This window comes from Phaeobacter cretensis, assembly GCF_047372505.1.
GTDB classification, from domain to species: Bacteria; Pseudomonadota; Alphaproteobacteria; order Rhodobacterales; family Rhodobacteraceae; genus Phaeobacter; species Phaeobacter cretensis.
On sequence record NZ_JBKBEU010000001.1, the window covers coordinates 139,619 to 164,097 of the forward strand.

The 24,479-nt window shown below is 55.9% G+C and carries 21 protein-coding genes; 11 read left to right on the plus strand and 10 right to left on the minus strand.

All coding sequences use genetic code 11. From position 1 onward, the window contains the following. Nucleotides 1-10: 10 nt before the first annotated feature. Together ACEWZM_RS00700 and ACEWZM_RS00705 are read right to left on the minus strand one after the other, a co-directional pair. Nucleotides 11-889: a lysophospholipid acyltransferase family protein gene (locus ACEWZM_RS00700; RefSeq protein ID WP_414007914.1), complete on the minus strand. Its 879-nt coding sequence runs from the start codon at nt 887-889 to the stop codon at nt 11-13. Between the two features lie 304 nt (nt 890-1,193). Further along, nucleotides 1,194-4,613, minus strand: coding sequence for an indolepyruvate ferredoxin oxidoreductase family protein (locus ACEWZM_RS00705; protein WP_414004614.1), 3,420 nt, complete (start codon nt 4,611-4,613; stop codon nt 1,194-1,196). A 180-nt stretch (nt 4,614-4,793) separates the two neighbouring features. Between ACEWZM_RS00705 and ACEWZM_RS00710 the strand changes: the two genes are divergently transcribed. From ACEWZM_RS00710 to grxD, 6 genes are all read left to right on the plus strand, one after another. Next, entirely contained in the window at nt 4,794-5,699 is a 906-nt protein-coding gene (locus tag ACEWZM_RS00710) for a LysR family transcriptional regulator (RefSeq protein ID WP_414004615.1), read from the plus strand. A gap of 743 nt (nt 5,700-6,442) precedes the next feature. Beyond that, entirely contained in the window at nt 6,443-8,608 is a 2,166-nt protein-coding gene (gene purL, locus ACEWZM_RS00715; protein ID WP_414004616.1) for a phosphoribosylformylglycinamidine synthase subunit PurL, read from the plus strand. Nucleotides 8,609-8,716: 108 nt separating this feature from the next. Further along, nucleotides 8,717-9,265, plus strand: a complete 549-nt coding sequence (locus tag ACEWZM_RS00720; protein WP_414004617.1) for a hypothetical protein — start codon at nt 8,717-8,719, stop codon at nt 9,263-9,265. 67 nt (nt 9,266-9,332) lie between these two features. Then, nucleotides 9,333-9,569: a BolA/IbaG family iron-sulfur metabolism protein gene (locus tag ACEWZM_RS00725; RefSeq protein ID WP_414004618.1), complete on the plus strand. Its 237-nt coding sequence runs from the start codon at nt 9,333-9,335 to the stop codon at nt 9,567-9,569. Between the two features lie 256 nt (nt 9,570-9,825). Continuing rightward, entirely contained in the window at nt 9,826-10,083 is a 258-nt protein-coding gene (locus ACEWZM_RS00730; RefSeq protein WP_414004619.1) for a hypothetical protein, read from the plus strand. 111 nt (nt 10,084-10,194) lie between these two features. After that, a complete protein-coding gene (grxD, locus tag ACEWZM_RS00735) occupies nt 10,195-10,557 on the plus strand; it encodes a Grx4 family monothiol glutaredoxin (RefSeq protein WP_414004620.1) in 363 nt (120 codons plus the stop codon). A gap of 152 nt (nt 10,558-10,709) precedes the next feature. On the opposite strand, the gene ACEWZM_RS00740 is transcribed toward grxD, so the two are convergent. Together ACEWZM_RS00740 and ACEWZM_RS00745 are read right to left on the minus strand one after the other, a co-directional pair. Further along, nucleotides 10,710-11,108 (minus strand): cell division protein ZapA, encoded by a 399-nt coding sequence (locus ACEWZM_RS00740; RefSeq protein ID WP_414007915.1) that lies wholly within the window; start codon nt 11,106-11,108, stop codon nt 10,710-10,712. After that, nucleotides 11,108-12,115: a coiled-coil domain-containing protein gene (locus ACEWZM_RS00745; protein WP_414004621.1), complete on the minus strand. Its 1,008-nt coding sequence runs from the start codon at nt 12,113-12,115 to the stop codon at nt 11,108-11,110. The genes ACEWZM_RS00740 and ACEWZM_RS00745 overlap by 1 nt, the downstream gene beginning before the upstream one ends. 273 nt (nt 12,116-12,388) lie before the next feature. Here ACEWZM_RS00745 and tkt point away from each other — a divergent pair, with 273 nt between their 5' ends. Then, nucleotides 12,389-14,410, plus strand: coding sequence for a transketolase (gene tkt / locus ACEWZM_RS00750; RefSeq protein ID WP_414004622.1), 2,022 nt, complete (start codon nt 12,389-12,391; stop codon nt 14,408-14,410). A gap of 128 nt (nt 14,411-14,538) precedes the next feature. Here the strand turns inward: tkt and ACEWZM_RS00755 are convergent, their stop codons facing one another. From ACEWZM_RS00755 to ACEWZM_RS00765, 3 genes are all read right to left on the minus strand, one after another. Beyond that, nucleotides 14,539-15,303, minus strand: a complete 765-nt coding sequence (locus ACEWZM_RS00755; protein WP_414004623.1) for a Stf0 family sulfotransferase — start codon at nt 15,301-15,303, stop codon at nt 14,539-14,541. An 85-nt stretch (nt 15,304-15,388) separates the two neighbouring features. After that, complete coding sequence (locus ACEWZM_RS00760; RefSeq protein ID WP_414004624.1) at nt 15,389-16,234, minus strand: crotonase/enoyl-CoA hydratase family protein; 846 nt, start codon at nt 16,232-16,234, stop codon at nt 15,389-15,391. Between the two features lie 521 nt (nt 16,235-16,755). Then, complete coding sequence (locus ACEWZM_RS00765) at nt 16,756-17,727, minus strand: DUF808 domain-containing protein (protein ID WP_414004625.1); 972 nt, start codon at nt 17,725-17,727, stop codon at nt 16,756-16,758. Nucleotides 17,728-18,007: 280 nt separating this feature from the next. Between ACEWZM_RS00765 and gap the strand changes: the two genes are divergently transcribed. Together gap and ACEWZM_RS00775 are read left to right on the plus strand one after the other, a co-directional pair. Then, nucleotides 18,008-19,009, plus strand: coding sequence for a type I glyceraldehyde-3-phosphate dehydrogenase (gap, locus tag ACEWZM_RS00770; protein ID WP_414004626.1), 1,002 nt, complete (start codon nt 18,008-18,010; stop codon nt 19,007-19,009). Nucleotides 19,010-19,139: 130 nt separating this feature from the next. Further along, the gene (locus ACEWZM_RS00775) at nt 19,140-19,283 is read left to right on the plus strand and encodes a hypothetical protein (protein WP_414004627.1); all 144 of its coding nucleotides are present in this window, start codon (nt 19,140-19,142) and stop codon (nt 19,281-19,283) included. 138 nt (nt 19,284-19,421) lie between these two features. Here the strand turns inward: ACEWZM_RS00775 and coaD are convergent, their stop codons facing one another. The 3 genes from coaD to ACEWZM_RS00790 form a co-directional block, all read right to left on the minus strand. Beyond that, the gene (coaD, locus tag ACEWZM_RS00780; RefSeq protein ID WP_414004628.1) at nt 19,422-19,916 is read right to left on the minus strand and encodes a pantetheine-phosphate adenylyltransferase; all 495 of its coding nucleotides are present in this window, start codon (nt 19,914-19,916) and stop codon (nt 19,422-19,424) included. Nucleotides 19,917-20,102: 186 nt separating this feature from the next. Further along, a complete protein-coding gene (locus tag ACEWZM_RS00785; RefSeq protein WP_414004629.1) occupies nt 20,103-20,537 on the minus strand; it encodes a CBS domain-containing protein in 435 nt (144 codons plus the stop codon). Between the two features lie 56 nt (nt 20,538-20,593). Continuing rightward, on the minus strand, nt 20,594-21,490 hold the full coding sequence (locus ACEWZM_RS00790) for a LysR family transcriptional regulator (RefSeq protein WP_414007916.1): 897 nt from the start codon (nt 21,488-21,490) through the stop codon (nt 20,594-20,596). A gap of 131 nt (nt 21,491-21,621) precedes the next feature. On the opposite strand from ACEWZM_RS00790, the gene ACEWZM_RS00795 reads away from it, so the two are divergent. Both ACEWZM_RS00795 and ACEWZM_RS00800 read left to right on the plus strand, forming a co-directional pair. Further along, nucleotides 21,622-23,121, plus strand: coding sequence for a CoA-acylating methylmalonate-semialdehyde dehydrogenase (locus ACEWZM_RS00795; RefSeq protein ID WP_414004630.1), 1,500 nt, complete (start codon nt 21,622-21,624; stop codon nt 23,119-23,121). Nucleotides 23,122-23,331: 210 nt separating this feature from the next. After that, complete coding sequence (locus ACEWZM_RS00800) at nt 23,332-24,366, plus strand: fatty acid desaturase (RefSeq protein WP_414004631.1); 1,035 nt, start codon at nt 23,332-23,334, stop codon at nt 24,364-24,366. The last annotated feature ends 113 nt before the right edge of the window (nt 24,367-24,479 follow it).

Below are 24,479 nucleotides of genomic sequence, written 5' to 3' on the forward strand. Positions count from 1 at the left end.
CGCTGCGCGCTCAGGCGCGGTGTTTCTCCTCAAACTCAAATCCATAGTCGTAGGATTTAAGTGGCGTTGGAGACAGCTCATACGTGGCTTTGCGCAGGAAATCCATCATTGCTTTTGCGTCACTTGCAAGGGGGTCCAGAACATCGCGCCCGATGGCTGAACCGATGGCGACCCGCACCGGTGTATCAATTCGTTTTCGAAACTCTTTGATGAGCAAACCCATACGCAATGTCGGATGCAGGTGGCTGGCCATTTGAAAGAGCCGAGAGGTATGCCCATCAAAGTAGATCGGCACAACAACTGCGCGGGATTTGGCGATCATCCTTGCGGTAAACCCGCGCCACATCGGATCCATCGGTGGAATCATTGGCCGCAGGAAGGGGCGCGCAGCGGTCGAAACTGTTCCACCGGGAAAGATGCCGATCGCACCACCCTGCCCAAGATATTCGAGCGCCGTTTTGCGCGTCTCAAGGTTGGTTTTCAGCGCCTCTTTGGTTTCGGCGAAATCGATTGGCAGGATAACCTTCGAGAGGTCATCTGCCTTGCGAAACACCTGATGGGCCAAAATGCGGAAATCGCCACGGGCCTCAGAAAGGATATTCCCCAACATCAACCCATCAAGAATGCCATAGGGGTGATTGGCGATCACCACGATCGGTCGCTCCTTGGGGATATTGGCCAGAGCACCACCGACGACCTCAAGCTGCAGGCCGTAGCGTTCACGCATCACGCTCCAAAAGCTTTGACCAGCAGCGACATCCGCCTCGTAACCCTCAGCGCGTTTGATCAGCTGCAGCCGACCCGTCGCATTTTCCATAGCCCGGATTATTGCGCGGCCGGGCCGTGTCTGAGCAGAATGGGCATATGACAAATCACGCGCTGTCCGCATAGCGTCGCGCCGAGACAACGTACGTGACGGAAAACTGTTCAAATTGTCGGGCGTATTGCGGGTGAAAGACATGGGAATGGCCTCGTGATCTCAGTCGCTATCTAACCTAGGGCAGCGTTGGTGCCAGATCCGGCGATAGTGCCGGTCTCATACAATGCACAATGGAGGTAACATTCATACGACAACCGGTCAGTAATTCTGCGTGTTGCGGATCCTATGGCATCGCTCAACAAAAAGAACGCCCCGAAACATCCGGAGCGTTCTTTACTTTTTGATCTGTTGCCCTCGCACGCAAAGCAGTCGGTTATTCCGCAGCTGTCTTCAACGCGCTGCCACCTTGGCGCAGCGCTGCCAACAGCTCCTCCCGGCGCTTGGCAGCCTTCTGCTCATTCGCTTGTTTCACCGGGCCGAACCCCCGGATTTCAAGCGGCAGTTCTGCCAGCGCAATCAACGGCGCCATGATGTCGGCGGACGCCTTAGGCAGCCATTCCTTCATGTCGGCCTGATACTGCGCAATCAGCGCACGCTCCATCTTGCGCTCTGCGGTGTAGCCAAAAACATCCAGTGGTGTGCCGCGCAAGGATTTGAACTTGGCCAGCAACCGCAACCCACGTTCCAGACCGGGGCCAAACTTGCGTTTCTTGGGACGTCCGTCCGGGTCGTTGCCTGTCATCATGGGCGGCGCAAGATTGTAGGAAATCTTCAGATCCCCCTCAAACTCCGCTTCCGCTTTCTCGCGGCTGGACAACAGCAAGCGCGCGACCTCGTATTCATCCTTATATGCCAGCAGCTTGTGATAGCCTTTAGCGACCGCTTCTTTCAGCGCCTTATCGGCAATACCATCCAGCATTTTGTCATAGCGCCTGGCCAGACGCGGCCCCTGATAGTCAACCAGTTGGGCTGTGCGGACAGCAATTTTTTCATCTAGAGACTTTGGCAGCTCCACCACGTTTGGTGCAATCAGTTTATCGACCTCTTGCGGATACAGAACCGCCCAACGACCGATGTCAAAAGCGCGCAAGTTGCGGTCTACCGCCGCACCATTGAGCCTGATCGCGTCTTGAATGGCCTCAAGGCTAATCGGCAATAGCCCGCGCTGCCACGCCGCACCAAAGATCATCATATTGGAGAAGATCGAGTCTCCCATGCTGACACGTGCCAGATCAGACGCATCAAACAAATCAAGACGATCTTGAAGCCGTGCCTCAAGCGCGACCTGGAGCCGGTCACTTGGGATCTGGAAATCGGTGTCACGGGTGAAGTCGCCAGTGATGATCTCATGACTATTGACGACTGCACCACTCTTGCCGGTCTTCATCAGGCCTATGGTCTTGGCCCCGGCCGAAACCACCAGATCCCCGCCAATAAGCGCATCACATTCGCCAGTAGCGACACGAATGGCACTGATATCCTCAGGGACGTTGGCGATCCGGCAATGGATATGCACCGCACCGCCTTTCTGAGCGAGACCGGCCATTTCCATCATGCCGGCCCCTTTGCCATCGATCTGTGCCGCCTGTGCCAGTACTGCACCAATCGTAACGACGCCTGTACCACCAACACCAGTGATCACCACATTGTGCGTCCCATCGATCTGCGGCAGGTCCGGTTTGGGCAGGTCCGGCAGATCCAGCGCGGCTGTCGGCTCCTTACGGATCTTCGCCCCTTCGATCGTCAGGAAAGACGGGCAGAAGCCTTTTACACAGCTGAAATCCTTATTGCAGGAGGACTGATCAATGGCACGCTTGCGGCCCAGTTCGGTTTCCTTGGGAACGATGGACACGCAATTGGATTGAACGCCACAGTCGCCGCAGCCTTCGCAAACATCGGAGTTGATGAACACTCGTTGATCGGGATCGGGGAACAGACCTTTTTTGCGGCGGCGTCGCTTCTCAGCCGCGCAGGTCTGGATATATATGATCGCCGAAACGCCCTCGACCGTTTCCATGTCCTTCTGGACCGACATCAATTCGGCCCGCTCATGCATCCGCATGCCCGCCGGGAACATCTTCTTATCGACGTCTTCTTTTTCATCGTAAACCACGGCGATGGTTTTCATCCCCATGGCCTTCAGCTCATGTGCGATCTGATGCGCGGTCAACCCGCCTTCGGCCTCCTGCCCGCCGGTCATGGCTACCGCGTCATTGTAGAGGATCTTGAAGGTGATATTGGTGCCTTCAGCGAGCGCCGCCCGGATCGCCTGCACGCCTGAGTGATTGTACGTGCCGTCGCCCAGGTTCTGGAACACATGTTTGCGGTTCGAAAACGGTGCCTCACCAACCCAATTCACACCCTCGCCGCCCATATGGGTAAAACCGGTGGTCTCGCGATCCATCCATTGCACCATAAAATGGCAACCGATACCGGCATAAGCACGGCTGCCATCTGGCAGTTTGGTAGAGGAGTTATGCGGACAACCCGAGCAGAAATACGGCAGACGAGCGGCAATTTCTTCAGCGTTGTCAGCACGTTTGGCGTCATCCAGCGCGGTTAAACCGGCACGAATGGCCTCCGTTTCGCGCCCTTCCTCAATCAGGATCTGGCCAAGCTTTTCTGCAATCATGATCGGGTCTAGCGCAAATTTTGTCGGGAACAGCTCTTCGCGGTGCAGTGCCCCTGCACCACCTTTGTACCAACCATAAACACGGCGGCCACGACGATCGTCAAAGATCGCTTCCTTGATCTGGATCTCAATCAGCTTCCGCTTTTCTTCGACCACAACGATCAGGTCCAGACCCTCAGCCCACTCATTAAAACTGGTCATATCAAGAGGCCAGGTCTGCCCTACCTTATAGGTGGTGATCCCCAGTCGCTCCGCCATGTTTTCATCGATGTTCAGCAGAGACATGGCGTGGACCAGATCCAGCCAATTTTTACCTGCCGCGACAAAACCGATCTTGGCACCAGGTTTACCCCACACGCGCTTGTCCATCTTATTGGCACGGCTGAACGCCTCTGCCGCAAAGCGCTTGTAGTCGATAATGCGGTTTTCCTGGCGAAACCGGTCATCATCCAGGCGGATGTTCAAGCCATCAGCAGGCATATCGAAATCCGGGGTGACCAATTGCATCCGATCAGGGCTGCCATCCACCACCGATGTGACCTCGATAGTGTCTTTCATGGTCTTCAAGCCCACCCAAAGACCGGAGAACCGGCTCAGCGCCAGACCATATGCGCCATAGTCAAGGATCTCCTGCACGCCAGCCGGGCTGACGATGGGCAGATAGCTATCCATCAATGACCATTCTGATTGGTGCAGCACGGTCGAACTTTCGCCGGTATGGTCATCGCCCATCGCTACCAATACGCCACCGTATTTCGATGAGCCTGCCATATTGGCGTGACGGATCGCATCACCGGATCGATCTACGCCCGGCCCCTTGCCGTACCAGAGGCCAAAGACACCGTCGTACTTACCTTCACCGCGCACCTCAGCTTGCTGAGCGCCCCATAGAGCAGTCACAGCGAGATCTTCGTTCAGACCATATTGAAAGGTCACGTCGCTGGCAGTCAGGTGCTTTTCAGCACGTTTCATCTGCATGTCGACAGCGCCAAGCGGCGAGCCGCGATACCCGGTGACCAAACCGGCGGTATTCAGGCCAGCTGCTTTGTCACGGTGTTTCTGCATCAGCATCAGTCGCACCAACGCCTGCGTGCCATTCAGCATCACCTGTGATTTTGTCAGATCAAATTTGTCATTCAGAGAAATTTTCTGCGTGCTCATCCTGGGCCTCCCCAACCTCGACTAGCTTGCACTTCTTAGCGTCATATTAGGTCACAATTACTGACCTGTATACAGTTTTCTGGCCAAATTCCGGCCGAATATGTTTCAGACGGCCCTATCAAATTGAAAGTTTCGATACATTTCATATAGGCTGTAACCGAGGCATCGAAAGTGACGGATATGGATTGGGATAAGCTTAGAATATTTCACGCAGTGGCGGACGCAGGCAGTCTGACCCATGCGGGCGACAAGCTAAACTTGTCGCAATCGGCAGTCAGCCGACAGATTCGGGCACTGGAAGAGAGCCTTAGCTCGACGCTCTTTCATCGCCACGCGCGCGGATTGATTCTCACCGAACAGGGTGAACTGCTGTTTGACGCCACAAAATCGATGTCCAAACGGTTGGAGGCCGCGTCGGCCCGCATCCGCGATAGCGAAGAAGAGGTGTTCGGTGAATTGCGCGTCACCACGACCTTTGGTTTTGGCACGCTATGGCTGGCACCGCGCCTCACCAAGCTTTACGAACAATACCCCGACCTCAAGATCGACCTGATGCTCGAAGAACGTGTGCTGGACCTGCCGATGCGTGAGGCCGACGTAGCGATCCGCATGAAGGAACCAAGCCAGGCCGATCTGATCCGCAAGCGACTGATGACGGTCCAGATGAAACTTTATGCCTCGCGTGTCTATGTCGAGCGTAACGGCGCGCCGGAACAGGCCGAAGATATGGTTGACCATCGGCTGATATGTCAGAACCCTCGTTCGGCTCAGGTCGGCTCTGCGGCGGTCTTGGTTCAAAAGCTGATGACTCATAACCCCTCTTCCCTGCTGACGGTAAACAATTACTTCGGCGTGTTGCAGGGGGTCATACATGACCTCGGGATTGGGGTTCTACCGGACTACGTGACCGAGGATTTCCCGGATTTGGTGCCTGTGCTTAAGGAGGAGGATACCAGCGATGTGCCGGTCTACCTCGCGTACCCGGAAGAATTGCGCCACTCCCGGCGGATTTCCGCATTCCGGGATTTTGTCCAGAACGAGATTATTGCACATCGCAAGCATATGAAAGAACTGGGCAAAATCTAGACGTGCGAGAGCCATGCAAAAAATGCATGGCGGCCTTGCTGTTGTCTAGGTCTGATTGCTCTTGATCGGGACGCACGCCACCCCTAAATCAATCATCGAAGGCAGCGACACTGTCGCCCTTCATACCTCCCTGTTGGACTTCGGCCGAGCTTAGTGCTCGGCCTTTTTTTTGGCCAATCGCTAGATCGGCAGCAGCGCCCTAAAGCGCCATTTCCGACATACTCCCCGTCGCCCAATATTGATCACGCTCTCGGAATGAACTGTGATCATATGAGAGATACCGTCACGATGATTGTGACGCCCGTCAACACTATGCGCTACAGACGTCAGCGCCGTTCATCTCCCATCCATCAGATCGCCACAAATTTGATCACAACTGCTGAACATACGGTCACTCTATGCATGGCGCGGTGTGCCCCGTCATTCGCCATCAAAGCCAATAGCAGCGTCGAAAGCGGCTCCCCGCTTGACTGGCTGAGCTTGCACTACCGCGTAAAATCTTGGTTTTTTCTGCCGCCTGTAACGCATGAGAATTCTATCAAGCCCGCGCTATTATAGCTCTGGTCATTTTATCATGCAGGCCACACATTCCGACATCGTTCAGGCAGCGCTACTTGGCGATAGATAAGAGACGCCATCATGCATGGATGCCTCACCCTCTGCGGCATTGCTCTTTTTCCTTCCCCCTTGGGCCTCGTTGCCCTAAAAGGCGCGCAATCGCAGCCATTGGGGACGTTACACGGATGCAAGAACCCGCCATCACGCCTGAACTGATTGCCAACCACGGGCTGAAGCCCGAGGAATACGATCTGATCCTCGAAATCATCGGGCGGGAGCCAACCTTCACCGAGCTGGGCATCTTCTCAGCCATGTGGAATGAGCACTGTTCTTACAAATCCTCCAAGAAATGGCTCCGCACACTGCCGACCGAAGGCCCGCAAGTTATCTGTGGCCCGGGCGAAAACGCAGGTATCGTGGATATCGGTGACGGCGATGCGGTCGTCTTCAAAATGGAAAGCCACAACCACCCCTCTTATATCGAACCCTATCAAGGCGCTGCGACCGGGGTTGGCGGCATCCTGCGTGATGTCTTTACAATGGGCGCGCGTCCCATCGCATCGATGAATGCGCTTTCCTTTGGCGAGCCGTCCCATCACAAAACCCGCCAGCTGGTGAACGGCGTGGTTGAAGGCATAGGCGGTTACGGCAACTGTTTTGGCGTGCCTTGCGTCGGCGGTGAAGTCCGCTTCCATCCCGCCTACAACGGGAATTGCCTCGTCAACGCGTTCGCCGCAGGCCTCGCCAAGACTGATGGCATCTTCTACTCGGCGGCGTCTGGGGTCGGCATGCCTGTTGTTTACCTTGGCGCGAAGACCGGCCGTGACGGCGTAGGTGGCGCAACTATGGCGTCCGCCGAATTCGACGACACCATTGAGGAAAAACGCCCCACTGTTCAGGTTGGTGACCCTTTCACCGAAAAACGCCTGATGGAAGCAACGCTCGAGCTGATGCAGACCGGTGCCGTGATTTCCATTCAGGACATGGGGGCCGCTGGCCTGACCTGTTCTGCCGTCGAGATGGGCGACAAAGGCAAGCTGGGCGTTAAGCTTAACCTCGAAGACGTGCCACAGCGCGAAGAGAACATGACAGCCTATGAGATGATGCTGTCGGAATCTCAGGAACGCATGCTGATGGTGCTGAAACCGTCGTTGGAAGCAGAAGCCCGCGCTGTATTCGAAAAATGGGATCTGGATTTCGCCATCGTCGGTGAAACCATCGCCGAAGATCGCTTCCTGATCCTGCATAGCGGCGAGGTGAAAGCCGATCTGGTCCTGTCCAAACTGGCCTCGACAGCGCCGGAATACGACCGCCCGTGGGTCGCAACGCCTGCCGCAGAGCCGCTGACCGACGCCGATGTCCCCACCATCGATCCGATTGACGGGCTGAAGGCGCTGCTGACCTCGCCCAACTACGCAGGCAAACAATGGGTCTATGAGCAATATGACACCACTGTGATGGGCGATACAGCCCGTCGTCCCGGCGTGGGATCTGGCATTGTGCGCGTGCACGGGACTGACAAACAGCTGGCCTTCACATCCGACGTTACGCCCCGCTACGTCAAAGCCAACCCCTATGAAGGCGGCAAGCAGGCCGTGGCAGAGGCTTATCGCAACCTGACAGCTGTCGGCGCTACGCCTCTGGCAACCACCGACAATCTGAACTTCGGCAACCCCGAAAAGCCTGAGATCATGGGGCAATTTGTCGGCGCCATTAAAGGCATCGGTGAAGCAGTCGCTGCGCTGGATATGCCCATCGTTTCGGGCAATGTCTCACTTTATAATGAGACTGATGGCCAAGGCATTCTGCCAACCCCAACCATCGGTGCAGTCGGTCTGATCGCAGCAGGCGAAGAGGCCATCACCGGGGAAGTCCGCGATGGGCACATCGCCCTTCTGATTGGTGAGACCATTGGCCACCTCGGCCAGTCGGCGTTGCTGGCAGAAGTGTTCAACCGTGAGGACGGCGATGCCCCCGCTGTGGATCTGGACGCTGAAAAGCGCAATGGTGAGTTTATTCGCACCAACCGCGAGCTGATCAAAGCCTGCACCGACCTCAGCGATGGTGGTCTGGCGCTTGCAGCCTTTGAATTGGCCGAAGGTGCTGGCGTCGGCGTACAGATCGACGCGGGCGACACCCCGACCGTATTCGGCGAAGATCAGGCACGCTATCTGGTGGCCTGCAACTTTGACCAGGCCGAAGCGTTGATGATGGCCGCAGGGCAATCCGGGGTCACAGTCACGACAGTCGGCAAATTTGGTGGGGACAGCGTCAAGATCGGCGGTTCCGAAGCACCACTGGCTGAGCTAGCTCATGTCTTCCGCAACAGCTTTGCGGAAGCGGTGGCCTGATCTGAGGCGCATCTTTCACAATTGTGAACAAGGTACATACGGGTGGGATGGCGTTGTCATCTCACCCGTTTTGCCACCGGCCCGCTCTCAACCAAGGTAATTGTTTCTGTGACGTCGTCTCCCCAGTCAATCACACCAACCCTGCCGCAGCTGGACGCCGATTGTGATCGCTGTGCAGCGTTGTGTTGTGTCGCCTACCCATTTGACGCGTCAGAAGATTTTGCCATCATCAAGGAAACAGAGGATCCCTGCCCGAACCTGTCAGGTAGCTGTTTTGGCTGCACCATACACGATCATCTCAGCAATCGAGGTTTTGGAGGCTGCGTGGCCTATTCCTGTGCCGGTGCCGGTCAGCGTGTAACGCAAGATCTGTTCCATGGGGAAACCTGGCGCGACGACCCTGATCTTATATCACACATGAGCCACGCCCTGCGCGTCCTGCGTCCGATCCACGAAGCCTTGTTGATCCTGAAAGAGGCCGCAGCTCTGCCGCTTCCTACGGAGGTACAAAACCGCTGTCAGCTCCTGATCGCGGAACTTTGTCCGGCTGCTCCGACCTCGGTTTGGGATTTTGAAGAGGACAGCGTCCAGAGCGCACTTGCGTCGGTGCCCGAATTTATCGAAGGGCTTATCGCCTTTGTGCCCCCACGCGGCTAATCCTCCTTGCAGAGCCTCCAGCCGCGACCTACATTTTCACTAAGCTAGAAATAAGGACATCCCCCTAATGCCGATGCAAGCCCAAGAAATCGAAGACCTACTGCGAGAGAGCTTCCCTAATGCGGAAATTCAGGTCGGTGGACATGATGGTGTCCATATGTCTGCCATGGTCGTCGACGAGAGCTTTCGTGGTAAGAACCGCGTCCAGCAACAGCGCGCGGTTTATGCGGCTCTCAAAGGCAAAATGGACGGCGCGAACGGGGAACTGCACGCGCTGGCCCTGACCACAAAGGCACCTGAGTAACGCAGATGTCATCGGGGTCGGTCATTACTATTGGGCTGGTTGCGCTCGGTTATAGGATCTATCTGCTGGATAGATTTCTAGCTAGGCGCCGTAGGCACCGCCCGCTCTCAGACAGCCAGCCCAAGATAGTTTATCACCACCTAAACCGAGGCCAAGAGCTCGGTATGGAAGCCACCGATCTTGATGAGGTTGATAAGGTCAACCGTCAGAACGAAGCAATTGAACGGCGCCACGCCGATCAATCAAGGAGGCAACGATGACTGACGTACTCGCTTATCTCTTAAATGATGGGTTCATTCCAATACTGGTCGTCGCAATCGTTGTGATGGTCGCCATCGTGGCCCGGGTCAGCCAGACGCGCAGCGCTTTTGTTGAGGAAGAAGACGACCCCAACTATCACACCCTACGCTCGGACTATCAGTCCGGCATGGGTGGCGGCTCCATGACAACGTGGAAGGTTCCCAAGGACCCGGAGGAGTACGCTCGCTTTTTCGTCCCAAGAGGGAAAAAGTAACAGCGCGCGTCTTACCAATCAGATGCACCGGCCCGGATTGGCAATTCGCGAGTTTATGCCTATATCAGGGTCAACAGAACAACGGCACATCAGCCGAAAGGACACGACCAAATGACCGACGTAAAAAACCGCATCGACGAAACCGTCAAAGCCAGCGACGTTGTGCTCTTCATGAAAGGCACCAAGGACATGCCGCAATGTGGCTTTTCCTCTCGCGTGGCCGGCGTGCTGAACTATATCGGCGTAGATTATACCGATGTGAATGTACTGGCGGACGAGGAAATCCGCGCAGGTATCAAGGATTATTCCGACTGGCCCACAATTCCCCAGCTCTACGTGAAGGGTGAATTTGTAGGCGGTTGCGACATCATCACTGAAATGACCCTTTCGGGTGAGCTGGACGGCATGTTTGCTGAAAACGGCGTCACCTTTGACAAGGATGCCGCCGACAAGATCCGTGAAGCCAACGGCTGATCCTGTATCGGGACACGTCTCTGACGCTAATTAACAAAACACCTCCGGCGCAGGCCGGGGGTGTTTTTCGTAGGTGCATAGGCCACAAAGAAAAACCGCCGCAAGGGTCAGACCCCTGCGGCGGTTTTTGCTATGCTATGTATAGTGGCCAATCAGCCAGCCGCGCCCTGCTCTTCCAGCTCCTGCGCCAGCGCTTCGCTACGCGCGGCCAATTCAGCGAGGGTTTCTGTAACCAGTGGCGGGACCACTGGCACCTCGATCCGTTCGGGTTCAGGGGCGGGCGCCGCACGCAGATCAGCCAGTTCAGCCTCGCGCTCGGCCAGTTCGGCCTCCACTTCCTTGATGCGATCTTCAACAGCTGCGGTCTTATCCGCAAGCATCAGGCCAGCCATCAACAACATCCGTGCCTCGGGCATTCGGCCGATCTGATCAGATAGTACCTGTGCCTCATCGTCCAGCATTTTCGCGGCAGATTGCAGGTAGCTTTCTTCGCCCTCCTGGCAGGAGACTTCAAAACCGCGTCCACCGATATGGATTGTGACTTCGGGCATCATACATCCTCCCCTTCGGGCATGGGCTGGGCGGTCAGCGGCGGTGATGCAACGGGGGCAGCAGCGGCCGGAGCTGCACCCAGAGAAGCTTCAGTAACCGCTGGATCAATCGATGTAGCACCTGCTTGTTGGCTCGCATCCGATGCAGCCAGCAACGGCTCCAGCTTAGCCAGCACGGCATTGACCTCGGCCTGATCACTGGCACGGGCAGCATTCAACGCATCAATTTCGGTTTGAAGAGCGCTATTTATCAGCGTTGCATCACCGACACCGGCTGCATTGGCCTCTCGCAGCGCGGAATTGGAGGCGCGCAGCTGTTCGTTGCCATGACGGAGCTCCTGCAAGGTTGCGTCCAGCCGCAGCAGGGTTTGGTTTTGCTGAGCAATATCTTCAGCACTTGGGCCCGCAGGACGCGCCGCAAGAGCAGCGGTTGCGGCGGCCGCTTCCGACTGTGCCGTCTCTAACTGACCACGGAGCGCTGCCAACTCTGTTTCCATGGCCGCAGTATCAACCGCTGCGCCCAGCTCTTCGCCCAGCCGTGCGGCTTCGGCCCGTGCCTCGTCCAGCTCATCTTGCATGGCTTCTCGGGCAGTTGCCGCCTCATTGCCCTGCACTTCCACTTCCTGCTTCAGCCGCGAGACTTCTGCCTTCAATGCATCTTTCTCGCTGGTGTTGCTCAGCTCATTGCGCAGCAGCTCCAACTCAGCCTCAAGTGCAGCCACCTTGCCGATATCATCGGTTGCGGGCGCAACTTTGGCTTCTGCCTCTTCTAGCTTTGCGCGCAAGACCTTAAGGCGCTCTTCCAGCTGGGCGTTGGCAGTCCGCTCTTCCTCTAGCTCTCGGCTGAGGTCATTCTGTGCGGCATCCGTCTTTGACTGCGCATCGGCCTGCGCCTGAACATGCGCTTCGGCAGATGACCGCGCGCTTTCTTGCAATGCGGCGGCACCGCTGCCGATCCGGTCCATGGCGGCCAATATCCGACCCTGCAATTCTTCGATTTGCTCCATGCCTGTCCCTTTGCGACCCCGTGATTATGTGCCGGTATTTTCTGCCGGTCCCTGTGCAGCGCTAACATCGTTCTTTTTCATCGCCAAATACGCGAATCAAAGCCGATAGTACGCTATGGAACCAGCTTAGTTCATGAAGGGATAAATTACCCCCTGTTTGCTTTCAACCACTTGCAGCGTCATCTTCGCGCAAGAAGCCGCGCAAACGCTTGATCTTTGCCATATCACTGCTATTGAGCGATTATTCTGCCGAAAACCCAGAGGAAAAATCCAGTGGATCTGACAGCCCTGCGAAATGCAAACCCCGAACATTGGATCAAGGCTGCGGCCATTCGCGCCCTGACCCTTGATGCCGTTGCTGCGGCAAATTCGGGCCATTCCGGCATGCCGATTGGCATGGCCGATGTCGCGACCGTCCTGTTTGAAAAGCACATGAAGTTTGATGTGGCCAACCCACAGTGGCCTGACCGCGACCGGTTTATCCTGTCCGCAGGTCACGGCTCCATGCTGATCTATTCGCTGCTCTATCTTATGGGGGATGCGCAGGTGACCTTGGATCAGGTTAAGAACTTCCGCCAAATGGGCGCGCTGACTGCAGGCCACCCGGAAAACTTCCTGATCGACGCCGTCGAAACCACCACTGGTCCGCTAGGTCAGGGCATCGCCAACGCTGTGGGTTTTGCCATGGCCGAGGAAATGCAGCGTGCACAGTATGGCCGCAAACTAGTGGATCACCATACGTATGTGATCGCAGGCGACGGCTGCCTGATGGAAGGCATCAGCCAGGAGGCCATTGGCCTTGCCGGCCGCCATTCTCTGGGCAAGCTTATCGTTCTTTGGGACAACAACAACATCACCATCGATGGCACTGTTGAGCTTTCTGATCGCACCAACCAAGTACAGCGTTTCAAGGCTTCGGGCTGGCAGGTATTGGAAATCGACGGCCACGATCCCAAGGCCATCGACGACGCCATCGAAGCTGCGAAGAAGTCCAAGAAACCATCGATGATTGCTTGCAAAACGCACATCGCATTGGGCCACGCGGCACAGGACACATCCAAAGGTCACGGCGCATTGACGGACGCAGACCAGATGAAGGCTGCCAAAGCCGCATATGGCTGGACAACCGGCCCGTTTGAAGTGCCCGCAGACGTCAAATCCCAATGGGAAGCCATTGGCCAACGTGGCGCGGAAGAACGCGCCGCTTGGGAGGCCCGGTTCGCCGAAACTTCACAGCAGAAACAGGATCGCTTCAACCGCGCCTATACGTTGGACGCCCCCAAAAAACTGTCTGCCACCATCAAGGCTCTGAAAAAACAGATCAGCGACGACCAGCCAAAGGTCGCCACCCGTAAGGCATCTGAAATGGCGCTGGACGTGATCAACCCGATCATGCCGGAAACTGTAGGTGGCTCTGCCGATCTCACAGGGTCCAACAACACCAAAACCGGTGACTTGGGTATCTTTGATACCGACAACCGCAAGGGACGTTACATCTACTGGGGCATCCGTGAGCACGGTATGGCCTCGGCGATGAACGGCATGGCGCTGCACGGCGGCATGCGCCCCTATGGCGGCACCTTCTTCTGCTTCACCGACTACGCTCGCCCAGCGATGCGTCTCGCGGCTCTGATGAAGATCCCAACAGTGTTTGTCATGACCCATGATTCCATCGGTGTTGGCGAAGACGGCCCGACCCACCAGCCGGTTGAGCATCTGGCGATCTGTCGTGCAACACCAAACACCTATGTGTTCCGTCCTGCAGACACCGTCGAAACAGCAGAGGCCTGGGAAATTGCTCTGACCTCTAAAGACACTCCATCGGTAATGGCGCTCACCCGTCAGAACCTGCCAACCGTTCGGACCGAGCATAAGCTGAACAACCTGACGGCCAAGGGCGGCTATGTGCTGGCCGAAGCCGAGGGCAAGCGTCAGGTGATCCTGATCGCAACCGGTTCCGAAGTGTCGCTCGCGATGGATGCGAAGGCCAAGCTGGAAGCCGAAGGCATCGGCACCCGTGTTGTCTCCATGCCCTGCATGGAGCTGTTCGCCGAGCAAGACGAAGCCTACCGCCGCAAGGTCCTGCCCGCAGGCCCCGTACGCGTTGGGATCGAAGCTGCTATGCGTGCCGGTGGCTGGGATCGCCTGTTGATGGGTGAACGCGGCCAGGAAAAGAAATCCGCATTTGTCGGCATGGACAGCTTTGGCGCGTCCGCGCCCGCGGGTGAGCTGTTCGAGAAGTTCGGCATCACCGCAGACAACACTGTTGCTAAGGCGAAAGAGCTGCTGGGCTAAGCAGCGTCTCGATATAGCAAAAGTACAAAGGGCACCCCAATGGGTGCCCTTTTCAATTGTTACATGGCCAATACCTAGGAAAGGCCGAGCCTTCTCTGAGGGAAGCCGAACCAGCTGCGCTGTGCCAGCTAGGTCGGCAGTGCAGCCTGTGCTTCGAAGCGAATACGCCAGTCTTTGTTGGTTTTATCCGAGAGTTTTGCCGTCTGTTGTGGAATGCCGTGACTGATTGATCCATCCAGACCCAGTCCGTTCAGGATCTCACCCAAAACCGCTTTCGGCTCTTTCGACAATCTCTCGTAAGAAACCTCAAGTGGGGTGATCGCTTGCACTTCGAACCATCGTCTCCAAGCATCATTGACGCGCGTGAACTCATCTACGAGGTCTTTGATGGCTTTATACTCATATCCATCTGAGCGTTTGGGTTCTAGCTGCTCGAGAGCAGTCCCGTCTGCATGGCGATGCCACAGGCCAGTCTGCTCCGCGCGCAAATATGATATCGCCTGATCAAGCCTGTCATCGCGCGTCAGGAAGATAAAAAGAGTCGGTCCAAAAGCCGCCTCAACACGATCAAGATCGCTGGTTTCATTCGGGTGCAGCAAATCAAGCTGTTCCATAAAGAAATCGAAACTCCCACGTTGCAGACGCAGGCCAAAGACATCGCTGTCGCCTCTGCCCTTCGCTTTGGCAGCTCCAAAAATTGCTTCGAGAGCCTGCTCTTTCGACCCATACGCATCAGGTCTCAGTCCGTAATACTCGAGCCAAGATCCAATCGATGGCGTGTGAAAGAGCGACCCCGGATTGCCGGCGACCTTTGTGGCAGCCAGCAGCTTGCAAAGCATCGTGCTACCGCTGCGCGGCGATGTGCAGATGACATATGACTTATACTCCGCCATGGGGCCTCTCTTTAGTTGTCTCAGAACGTGTTAGGGCGATTGACCGACCCATGCCTGAATTTGTCTATCTTTTGCTTTGCGTAGGTCAGCCGAGAGGTTTGTTCTGTGTCCAATCGAAGGTCCCAGTGTCGCGTTCATGGACAGCCTGTTTCCAACCGACGTGCTCCACGCGGACCTTGAAGTTCAGTCCCTCAGGAGAATGGCGCGAGATGCCGTCGAACACAGTGGCCAGCCGCTGTGTCTGGTTGATCTTTTCTTCGACCGCAGCGTTGATCACCATCTTCTGCATCGCAAGTTGGTTGATCGGTACCGAACCCATACGCGTGGCAAGCGCTTCGACCTCTGCGTCCAGCTGATTGTCAGGCACCGACTTGAGCACCAGCCCCATCTCAGCCGCCTCCACACCAGTTATCTTGTCGCCGGTGAACATCATACGCTTGGCCTTTTCCGGCCCCAGCCTATGCACCCACATTGCTGTGGTCGGACAACCCCAGACTCGGGTGGGCATATAACCGATCTGCGCAGTATCACCCATGATCGTAAGATCGGCGCAAAGCGCGATGTCTGATCCACCCGCGACCGCAAAGCCATGAACCTTGCAGATCACCGGTTTCATCGCACGAAAGAGGGACATGAAAGCTTGGGTGTTGGCCCACATGAACTGAAAATCCTGCATCGGATCCCAGGGCATGTCCTGAACAGCTTGGTTTGGTCCGCTGCCCTCCGCGTAGTGCGCCAAATCATAGCCCGCACAGAACGCCTTTCCAGCGCCAGATAGGACCATCACATGCACACCCGGATCGGCATCCGCCCGAGCCACTGCTTCAGCAAGCTCCCGCGGCAAAACATCGTCAATCGCGTTCATCACCTCGGGGCGGTTCAAGGTGATCCGCCCGATCCGGCCATCTCTTTCGTAGAGTACCTTTGCCATACTATCTCCCTATCGTAGGTAGCATTGGTTTCAAGAAACACTGAACTGCTACGCTTCCGTCAATGAGCCTAGATTTTAACGACTACTGGTCTCGACGGCCACTTTAAGAGCATCATATGCTTTTTGAACATAGTCCACTCGCTATTCATGAGCACCACTGGCGACAACAAGCCCCGGCGGTTCTATCCCCGCAGCCAGAAAGGATTGCCGTACTTGGGTTCCGGACAGCGGTATGTAGTCCCGAGCCGTCCCGCTAAATCTGTTGTAAATCCAACCACCAAACCACCTACGGCGTGCTTGCGCCTTTTGCGCCGCGTCTAATCGAAAATGAAGAAACCCATATAGTTGCTCTGCATCCATAGGCGCCAGGTCTGCTGCTTTGCTCATTGTCGAAAGCAAAGAGGATGCTCCGGCTCCCGACATCTCATTGACGGCCGCTTGAGTGGGTGTCGGACCCGATAGAATTTTTAGGATCGGTTTCGACACATATGAACCCTCGGCCTTCACTCTGGTTCCCTACTCTAGTGATCTGCTGATTTCGCAGAGAACATGCGCATCGCTGGTGCAACAACCTTGGTCGCCAGCGGGATCAAGACCAATCCCCAAGCCACGCCGAATACGCCGTCCATGGTTGCCTTGGCCGTCCATTCCGCAAATCCGGTCCAGGCGGTGGGCACAGCATGGCCAACGGCATAGGCCCAATCATGAATGTGATGTCCCAACCACCCAAAGCCCAGCACCTCAAGCCCGTGGATGATGATCGAGCCGCCGACCCACAGCATCGCAGCCGTGCCGACCACCGATAGAATCCACATCAATACCGGCATGAATTTCACCAGCCCACGCCCCAGGCCACGCCCGACGGGCGTTGGCGCGTTCTGGGCCAGAAACAATCCGACGTCGTCCATCTTCACAATCAATGCAACCGAACCATAAACGGCAAGTGTCACACCGATGGCTACAACCGCCAAAGTCGCCGCCTGCATCCAGACATTCGGCACCTCAATAGCGGCTAGTGCAATGGTCATAATCTCTGCCGACAGGATGAAATCGGTCTTAATCGCACCCTTGATCTTCTGTTCTTCCAAGTGACCAGGGTCTTTGACCGACATATCCTGATCGATCTCGTGGCTGGCATGGGGGAACAAGACGTGAAAGACCTTTTCTGCCCCCTCAAAACACAGATAGGAACCGCCGAGCATTAGCAGAGGCGTGATCAGCCAAGGCGCAAAGTTAGCCAACAGCATCGCCACTGGCATCAGCAGGATCAACTTGTTGAACAGGGATCCGCGCGTGATGCGCCAGACAATTGGCAACTCCCGTGCAGGCGCAAAACCTTGCAAATATTTGGGCGTCACTGCCGCGTCATCAATGATGACACCAGCGGTTTTGGCTCCGGCCTTGCCCGCCGCCGCTGCCACATCATCCACCGAGGCCGCAGCAACCTTTACAATGCCTGCCACATCATCGAGTAAAGCCAACAAACCGCTCATACCCGGCTCCCTTTTCCATTCGCGCGTATTTTTGCCCACCCTATCCTATCGCCTATCAGGCACAAGCCGTTGCTGGGCCACTTTGTTCCAGCCTGTGAGCAATCCACCAAGCATAAGCGAACGGGCAGTCCGAAAAACCGTTATCGCAATCAGTCAATTCTGTTACCGCAATCAGTCAAGTTTTGCGCTAACAGTCTGGAATAATGCCTTTTTTGAGCTTTTGACCCGAGGAAATGGCCGCTATAGCGAGGGCAATTATTGCTCGCTTGGAGATACGCATATGACCATCAAAGTCGGGATCAACGGGTTTGGCCGCATCGGCCGCTGCACCCTGGCGCATATTGCGGCTTCGGGCCGGGACGATATCGAAGTGGTCAAGGTCAATGCCACCGGCCCGCTGGAAACCGCCGCGCATCTGCTAAAGTACGACAGCATTCACGGCCGCTTCCCCGGCGAGGTCACACTGGGCGAAAACACCATGAACCTTGGCCGCGGAGACATGCAGATGTTCTCCACCTACAAGATGGATGAGTTGGACTGGTCGGACTGTGACGTTGTGCTGGAATGCACCGGCAAGTTCAACGATGGTGAGAAGGCCAAGGCGCATTTGGAGCGCGGCGCAAAGAAAGTGCTGCTGTCTGCTCCAGGCACCAATGTCGACAAAACCGTGGTGTTTGGCGTCAACGATAACACGCTGCTGGCAAGCGACCGGATGGTCTCCAATGGCTCCTGCACCACCAACTGCCTGGCTCCATTGGCCAAAGTTCTTGATGAAACCGTCGGCATCGAGAGCGGCATCATGACCACGATACACGCCTACACCGGCGACCAGCCAACGCTGGACCGCCGCCATGACGATCTGTACCGTGCGCGTGCTGCTGCCATGGCGATGATCCCCACCACCACAGGGGCCGCCAAAGCATTGGGAGAGGTTCTGCCAAACCTCAAAGGCCGTCTTGACGGTTCAGCCATCCGCGTGCCCACGCCGAATGTCTCTGCAGTGGATCTGACATTTCGCACTGGCAAGCAGACAAGCGTTACCGAGATCAACTCAATCATGAGCGAAGCCGCCAAAGGCCATATGTCCCGCGTGATCGGATATGAGCCGGCTCCGCTGGTCTCAATTGATTTCAACCACACTGAACAGAGTTCTATCTTTGCACCGGATCAGACCCGCGTCGTAGAAAACAGCCTGGTTCGCGTTTTGGCTTGGTACGATAATGAATGGGCGTTCTCGGTGCGTATGGCAGATGTCGCCGTTGCCATGGGTCGACTGTCCTGATCAGCACATCGATCCACGGCTGACTTGCCTGGCTGAAAGCAAGTGCACCTGCACTGTTAGCTCTATGTTGCTTGTAAGACATCGCCCGGTCAGGCATATCTGACCGGGCGTATTTTTTTGAACGAGCCCAATGACCAATCGCATTGCACTTTCTCTTGGACTGTTGATCCTGTGCAGTATCTCTGTAGACCTCTGGCTATTCGGTCCCGAGCATATGGTTTTTCTGGGCAAACGCCTGTTTGATCTGATCGACTGGATTGCTTTCTGGCGTTGACCCCAACCGCGAATGCAAAAAACATCAGACGTTGGTGATAGGCGAACAGGGTATAATCCTTCTACGCCAGAGACTTCACTATAAAAAACGGCCCGAAACCGGACCGCCTTTCATTGCTGCGTTGCTTTCGGTGTCGGCTTACTTCGCGAGCTGACGACGCAGTTCGCTCTCGACCAGTGGTGTGACAAACTTCGACACGTCTCCGCCCAGCCGTGCGATTTCCTTGACCAGCTTTGATGCTATGGCCTGATGCCGCGCTTCTGCCATCAAAAACACTGTCTCGATAGAGCTGTCGAGCGCACGATTCATGCCGACCATTTGGAATTCATACTCAAAATCCGCCACGGCGCGCAGGCCCCGCACGATGATCTGCGCCCCAACATCACGGGCGCAGTCAATCAGCAGATTCTCAAATGGATGGGCAACAATCTCGGTCCCGGTCTGATCGCTCAACTTGGCGCATTCAGCCTCGATCATGGCAACGCGTTCTTCCAACGTGAACAGCGGCCCTTTGTCGCGATTGATCGCAACGCCGATGACCAGCTTGTCCACCAATGCGCTCGCACGACGAATAATATCTATATGCCCCAATGTGATGGGGTCGAATGTGCCGGGATACAAGCCTATGCGCATGGAGCCTCTCCTGCATGCTGATTGATTGCGCGCAAGCAAACATTTTTGCTATTCGGACGCAAGAGCGTGAAAATACCGAACTTTGTCTTGGCCGTGACGTCAGCCGCCCGACGCGGTTGCGACCACATCATGCGGCTAAAAGAGGCTCTGAATTCACTGCACTGCTCAGGGATCTATGCCCCGAATTCAATGCCCCATAATCATGCCTGCCAGAGCGTCTTTCTCCATCGCGACCTCAGCCAGCTGAGCTTTCACAACATCGCCAAGAGACACAAGGCCGATCAATTTGCCGTCTTCAATCACCGGCATATGGCGAAAACGGCCTCCCGTCATCTGTTTCAGCACATCTTCGACATTGGATTGGCTCGTGCAGGTGACCAGCTTGCGCGTCATATATTCGCCGGTAGTCTTATCCAGACAAGCTGAACCGCTGCGTGCCAACTCGCGGACGATATCGCGCTCGGACAGAATGCCCTCCGCGGTCTCGCCGTCGCTTGAAACCACCACCGTGCCGATCTTGTTGTCGCCCAATAGTTTGGCCGCCTCAGAAATCGATGCCTCGGGAGCTATGGTGACCACTCCAGAGCTTGCCTTGGACTTCAGAATCAGTTGAACCAGCATAGGCGCTCCTTTTTGTAATTTTATTGCGTACTACCAAGGGTTGCTCTATCGCGGCATCAAGTCAAGCCTTCCAGCCTGACCACTTCGTCGCGTATGCCTTTTGACAACGCCTGTGCAAAGCGATTGAGCCGATCGCTACGCTGATCCCCTTGATGTCGCACCAGATAAAAACTCCGCGAAAGACTGACTTTGTCGGTCAAAACCTTTCGAAGGGCCCGATGAGCAGGCAACGTGAAATCATGCGCCACACATAGCGCAGTGCCCTCAGCCGCCAGTTTAATCTGCACAGAGACTGAATTGGACGCCAGCGCCACCCGCTCCATACCAAGGTTGGCGAGGTAGTCCAATTCACGGTCAAATATCATATCAGGAATATACCCGATCATCTTATGATTCTTCAGATCCTCCAGCTTTTCGATCGGCGGATGGTCGCGCAGATAATGACGCGATCCTACCAGATGTAGTTTGTAGTCCGTGATTTTCTGGACCAACAACTGACCGGCGGTAGGCGCGCTGACGGTAATAGCCATATCCGCTTCACGTCGGCTCAGATTGATCACACGCGGTAGCGCAACGATCTGGATGTCTAGATCCGGGTTTTCCTCACCGATACGTGCACAGACCTGGGGCAATAGATAGTTCGCACTGCCATCCGGCGCGCCGATGCGAATCTGCCCCGATAGCGTGTCACTGGGACCAACCAAGGCCTCCCGCCCTGCCCGCATCGCCTGTTCTGCTGCTTCAGCATGCCCCAGCAAACGATCTCCGGCTGCGCTAAGTGCATAGCCCTGCGGGGATTTTACAAACAACGGTGTGTCCAGCGCTTCTTCAAAGCGCGATATCCGCCGCCCCACAGTGGCGGGGTCCATTTTCAGGATACGCCCAGCCCCCGATAAGCTGCTTTCCCGTGCCACTGCGAGGAACACCCGCATGTCATCCCATTGTGGATCCAAGAGCTTTTCTCCTGCTGCCGTCAACATTCTGTTAACCTTTGCGTTCTTGCAAAGCCTCTTTGAAATCTTTCCTCTTTTCCAGTGTTTTTTGCAAGCCTAAGATGCCCACAACATGAACAGAGGAGGATCCGATGGAAGAGCTCGGCCACTTTATCAACGGCAAACGCGTATCCGGCACATCCGGGCGCTTTGACGATGTCTTTAACCCGGCGACTGGCGAGGTGCAGTATCAATGCCCAATGGCCAGCGCGTCTGAGACCACCGATATCATCGAAAAAGCAGCTGCTGCTCAGCCTGCTTGGGGTGCTACCAACCCTCAGAAACGCGCCCGCGTTATGATGGCTATGGTCAGCCTGATGAACCGCGATATGGACAAGCTGGCAGAGGCCCTGAGCCGCGAGCACGGTAAGACCATTCCCGACGCCAAAGGCGATTTGCAGCGCGGTTTGGAAGTTATCGAATATTGCGTCGGCGCACCGCAGATGCTGAAAGGTGAATTCACCGACAGCGCGGGCCCCGGCATTGATATGTACTCCATGCGCCAGCCGCTGGGCGTTGTTGGCTCCATCATGCCCTTCAACTTCCCCGCAATGATGCCTCTTTGGCACGTTGGTCCTGCACTTGCATGCGGCAACGCGGTGGTTCTGAAACCTTCCGAGCGTGACCCCTCCGTGCCACTGATGCTAGCCGAGCTGTTTGTCGAAGCGGGCTTGCCCGAGGGCGTTTTCCAGGTGGTAAACGGTGACAAAGAAGCCGTAGACACAATTCTGGACAGCGAAATCATCCAGGGTGTTTCCTTCGTTGGCTCCACTCCGATCGCGCAGTACATCTACTCCCGTGCCACTGCTAACGGTAAACGCGCACAGTGCTTTGGTGGCGCTAAAAACCACATGATCGTGATGCCCGATGCAAACCTGGATCAAGCAGCTGACGCTCTGATTGGTGCTGGTTTCGGTGCGGCCGGCGAACGCTGCATGGCCATTTCTGTCGCCGTGCCCGTCGGCAAAGAAACCGCCGACAAACTGATCGAGAAACTTATCCCGCGTATCGAAAAACTGAAAGTCGGCCCCTATACCGCTGGCAATGATGTGGATCTCGGCCCGGTTGTCACCGCCGCCGCGAAGGACCGTATTTTGGGCTTGATCCAGTCCGGTGTTGATCAAGGCGCTGAACTGGTCGTCGACAATCGCGACTTTAAACTGCAGGGTTACGAAGACGGCTTCTTTGTTGGCGCGCACCTGTTCGACCATGTCACCACCGACATGGACATCTACAAGCAGGAAATCTTTGGTCCGGTTCTGTCAACCGTCCGCGCAGATACCTATGAAGAAGCGCTGAAATTGGCGATGGATCATGAGTACGGCAACGGCACTGCGATCTTCACGCGTGACGGCGATACCGCACGTGATTTTGCCAGCCGTGTTAACATCGGCATGGTCGGCATCAACGTGCCTATCCCAGTGCCGCTGGCCTACCATACCTTTGGCGGCTGGAAGAAATCCGTGTTCGGCGACTTGAACCAGCATGGCCCTGACAGCTTCAAATTCTACACCCGCACCAAAACGGTGACCTCCCGCTGGCCCTCGGGCATCAAGGAAGGTGGAGAATTCAACTTTAAAGCGATGGACTGATCTTTCAGACACCTCCACAACAGATCAGGGCTCCGGTATGACCGGGGCCCTTTTTTTGTCCGCTCCGGACCTAAACCTGATGTAGCATCGTCTCAGTTACGAGTTTTCTCTGCAATTAAGCGTGATTTCGTTGCTTTTGATCCTGATTTTACTTGCTCAATACCACTGGTAGTCTATCCGGTCTGCCAGAGGCAGATAAACGGCAGGCATATGAGCAATTCCCCAGAGTCCACAGAGCCGCAGTCGGCAACAAAGTCAGCACGTGAATGGGTCAAGATCCTCGCCCACTACCGCGAACCGAACATGCTGCGCAGCCTGTTCGAGCTGGCCGTCACTGTCATCCCATTTCTGGGCTTGTGGGTACTGGCCTGGTGGTCTCTCTCTGTCAGCTACTGGCTGACGCTGGGCGTATCGGTCCTGATTGCCGCGTTTTTGCTGCGTCTCTTCACAATTCAGCATGATTGCGGCCACGGTTCGTTTTTCAGCAACCGCCAGCTAAGCGACTGGACTGGCCGCATTATTGGCGTTCTGACTCTTACACCTTACGACGTATGGCGACGGACACATTCCATCCATCACAGCACCCACGGCAACCTGGGAAAGCGTGGCATGGGCGACATCCATACCATGACTGTTGCGGAATACCGCGCCGAAAGCCGCTGGGGTCGCCTGATGTACCGGCTCTATCGTCATCCTGTCACGCTATTTGGCATTGGTCCCGGATATCTCTTCTTTCTTCAGAACCGGATCCCTTTTGGTTTGATGGGGCAGGCACGCTACTGGATCAGTGCCATGGGCACGAATGTAACCATCGTAGTTGCACTTGGTGTTATTTGGTATTTTGGCGGGCTAATGCCGCTCCTGTTGATTTTCGTCCCCGCAACTCTGATTGCTGCCACTGCCGGGTTGTGGCTGTTCTATGTCCAGCACCAGTTTGAGACGACCCAATGGGAACAGGAAGACGACTGGCACCTGCATGACGCCGCCCTGCACGGCAGCTCGCATTATGTATTGCCCCCCGTTCTGCAATGGATCAGCGCCAATATCGGCATCCACCATGTGCATCACCTCTACAGCCGCATTCCCTTCTACAGGCTTCCGCAAGTCTTGCGCGACCATGCAGAGCTGGCCGAAGGAAACCGCATGACCATTCGTGAAAGCCTTGCAAATGCGCGCTTGCACCTTTGGGATGAAGACAGCAAACGGCTGCTTTCATTTGCACAAGCACGCCAGCTCTACGGATAAGATTCAGCCTCTGAGACGAGGACAAGGGGATGCTACGCACCGGCTGTAGGCGTCCCATTTTTCATGATGACGGGCCTACACAACCCTGTGAGGCAGGCCAATTCCTAGTCCAA

Excerpts from the sequence above, each read along its gene's own strand:
- ACEWZM_RS00700 (WP_414007914.1), bottom strand. The coding sequence starts at position 889 with ATGCGGACAGCGCGTGATTTGTCATATGCCCATTCTGCTCAGACACGG.
- ACEWZM_RS00705 (WP_414004614.1), bottom strand. The coding sequence starts at position 4,613 with ATGAGCACGCAGAAAATTTCTCTGAATGACAAATTTGATCTGACAAAA.
- ACEWZM_RS00710 (WP_414004615.1), top strand. The coding sequence starts at position 4,794 with ATGGATTGGGATAAGCTTAGAATATTTCACGCAGTGGCGGACGCAGGC.
- purL (WP_414004616.1), top strand. The coding sequence starts at position 6,443 with ATGCAAGAACCCGCCATCACGCCTGAACTGATTGCCAACCACGGGCTG.
- ACEWZM_RS00725 (WP_414004618.1), top strand. The coding sequence starts at position 9,333 with ATGCCGATGCAAGCCCAAGAAATCGAAGACCTACTGCGAGAGAGCTTC.
- ACEWZM_RS00730 (WP_414004619.1), top strand. The coding sequence starts at position 9,826 with ATGACTGACGTACTCGCTTATCTCTTAAATGATGGGTTCATTCCAATA.
- grxD (WP_414004620.1), top strand. The coding sequence starts at position 10,195 with ATGACCGACGTAAAAAACCGCATCGACGAAACCGTCAAAGCCAGCGAC.
- ACEWZM_RS00740 (WP_414007915.1), bottom strand. The coding sequence starts at position 11,108 with ATGCCCGAAGTCACAATCCATATCGGTGGACGCGGTTTTGAAGTCTCC.
- ACEWZM_RS00745 (WP_414004621.1), bottom strand. The coding sequence starts at position 12,115 with ATGGAGCAAATCGAAGAATTGCAGGGTCGGATATTGGCCGCCATGGAC.
- ACEWZM_RS00755 (WP_414004623.1), bottom strand. The coding sequence starts at position 15,303 with ATGGCGGAGTATAAGTCATATGTCATCTGCACATCGCCGCGCAGCGGT.
- ACEWZM_RS00760 (WP_414004624.1), bottom strand. The coding sequence starts at position 16,234 with ATGGCAAAGGTACTCTACGAAAGAGATGGCCGGATCGGGCGGATCACC.
- ACEWZM_RS00765 (WP_414004625.1), bottom strand. The coding sequence starts at position 17,727 with ATGAGCGGTTTGTTGGCTTTACTCGATGATGTGGCAGGCATTGTAAAG.
- gap (WP_414004626.1), top strand. The coding sequence starts at position 18,008 with ATGACCATCAAAGTCGGGATCAACGGGTTTGGCCGCATCGGCCGCTGC.
- ACEWZM_RS00775 (WP_414004627.1), top strand. The coding sequence starts at position 19,140 with ATGACCAATCGCATTGCACTTTCTCTTGGACTGTTGATCCTGTGCAGT.
- coaD (WP_414004628.1), bottom strand. The coding sequence starts at position 19,916 with ATGCGCATAGGCTTGTATCCCGGCACATTCGACCCCATCACATTGGGG.
- ACEWZM_RS00785 (WP_414004629.1), bottom strand. The coding sequence starts at position 20,537 with ATGCTGGTTCAACTGATTCTGAAGTCCAAGGCAAGCTCTGGAGTGGTC.
- ACEWZM_RS00795 (WP_414004630.1), top strand. The coding sequence starts at position 21,622 with ATGGAAGAGCTCGGCCACTTTATCAACGGCAAACGCGTATCCGGCACA.
- ACEWZM_RS00800 (WP_414004631.1), top strand. The coding sequence starts at position 23,332 with ATGAGCAATTCCCCAGAGTCCACAGAGCCGCAGTCGGCAACAAAGTCA.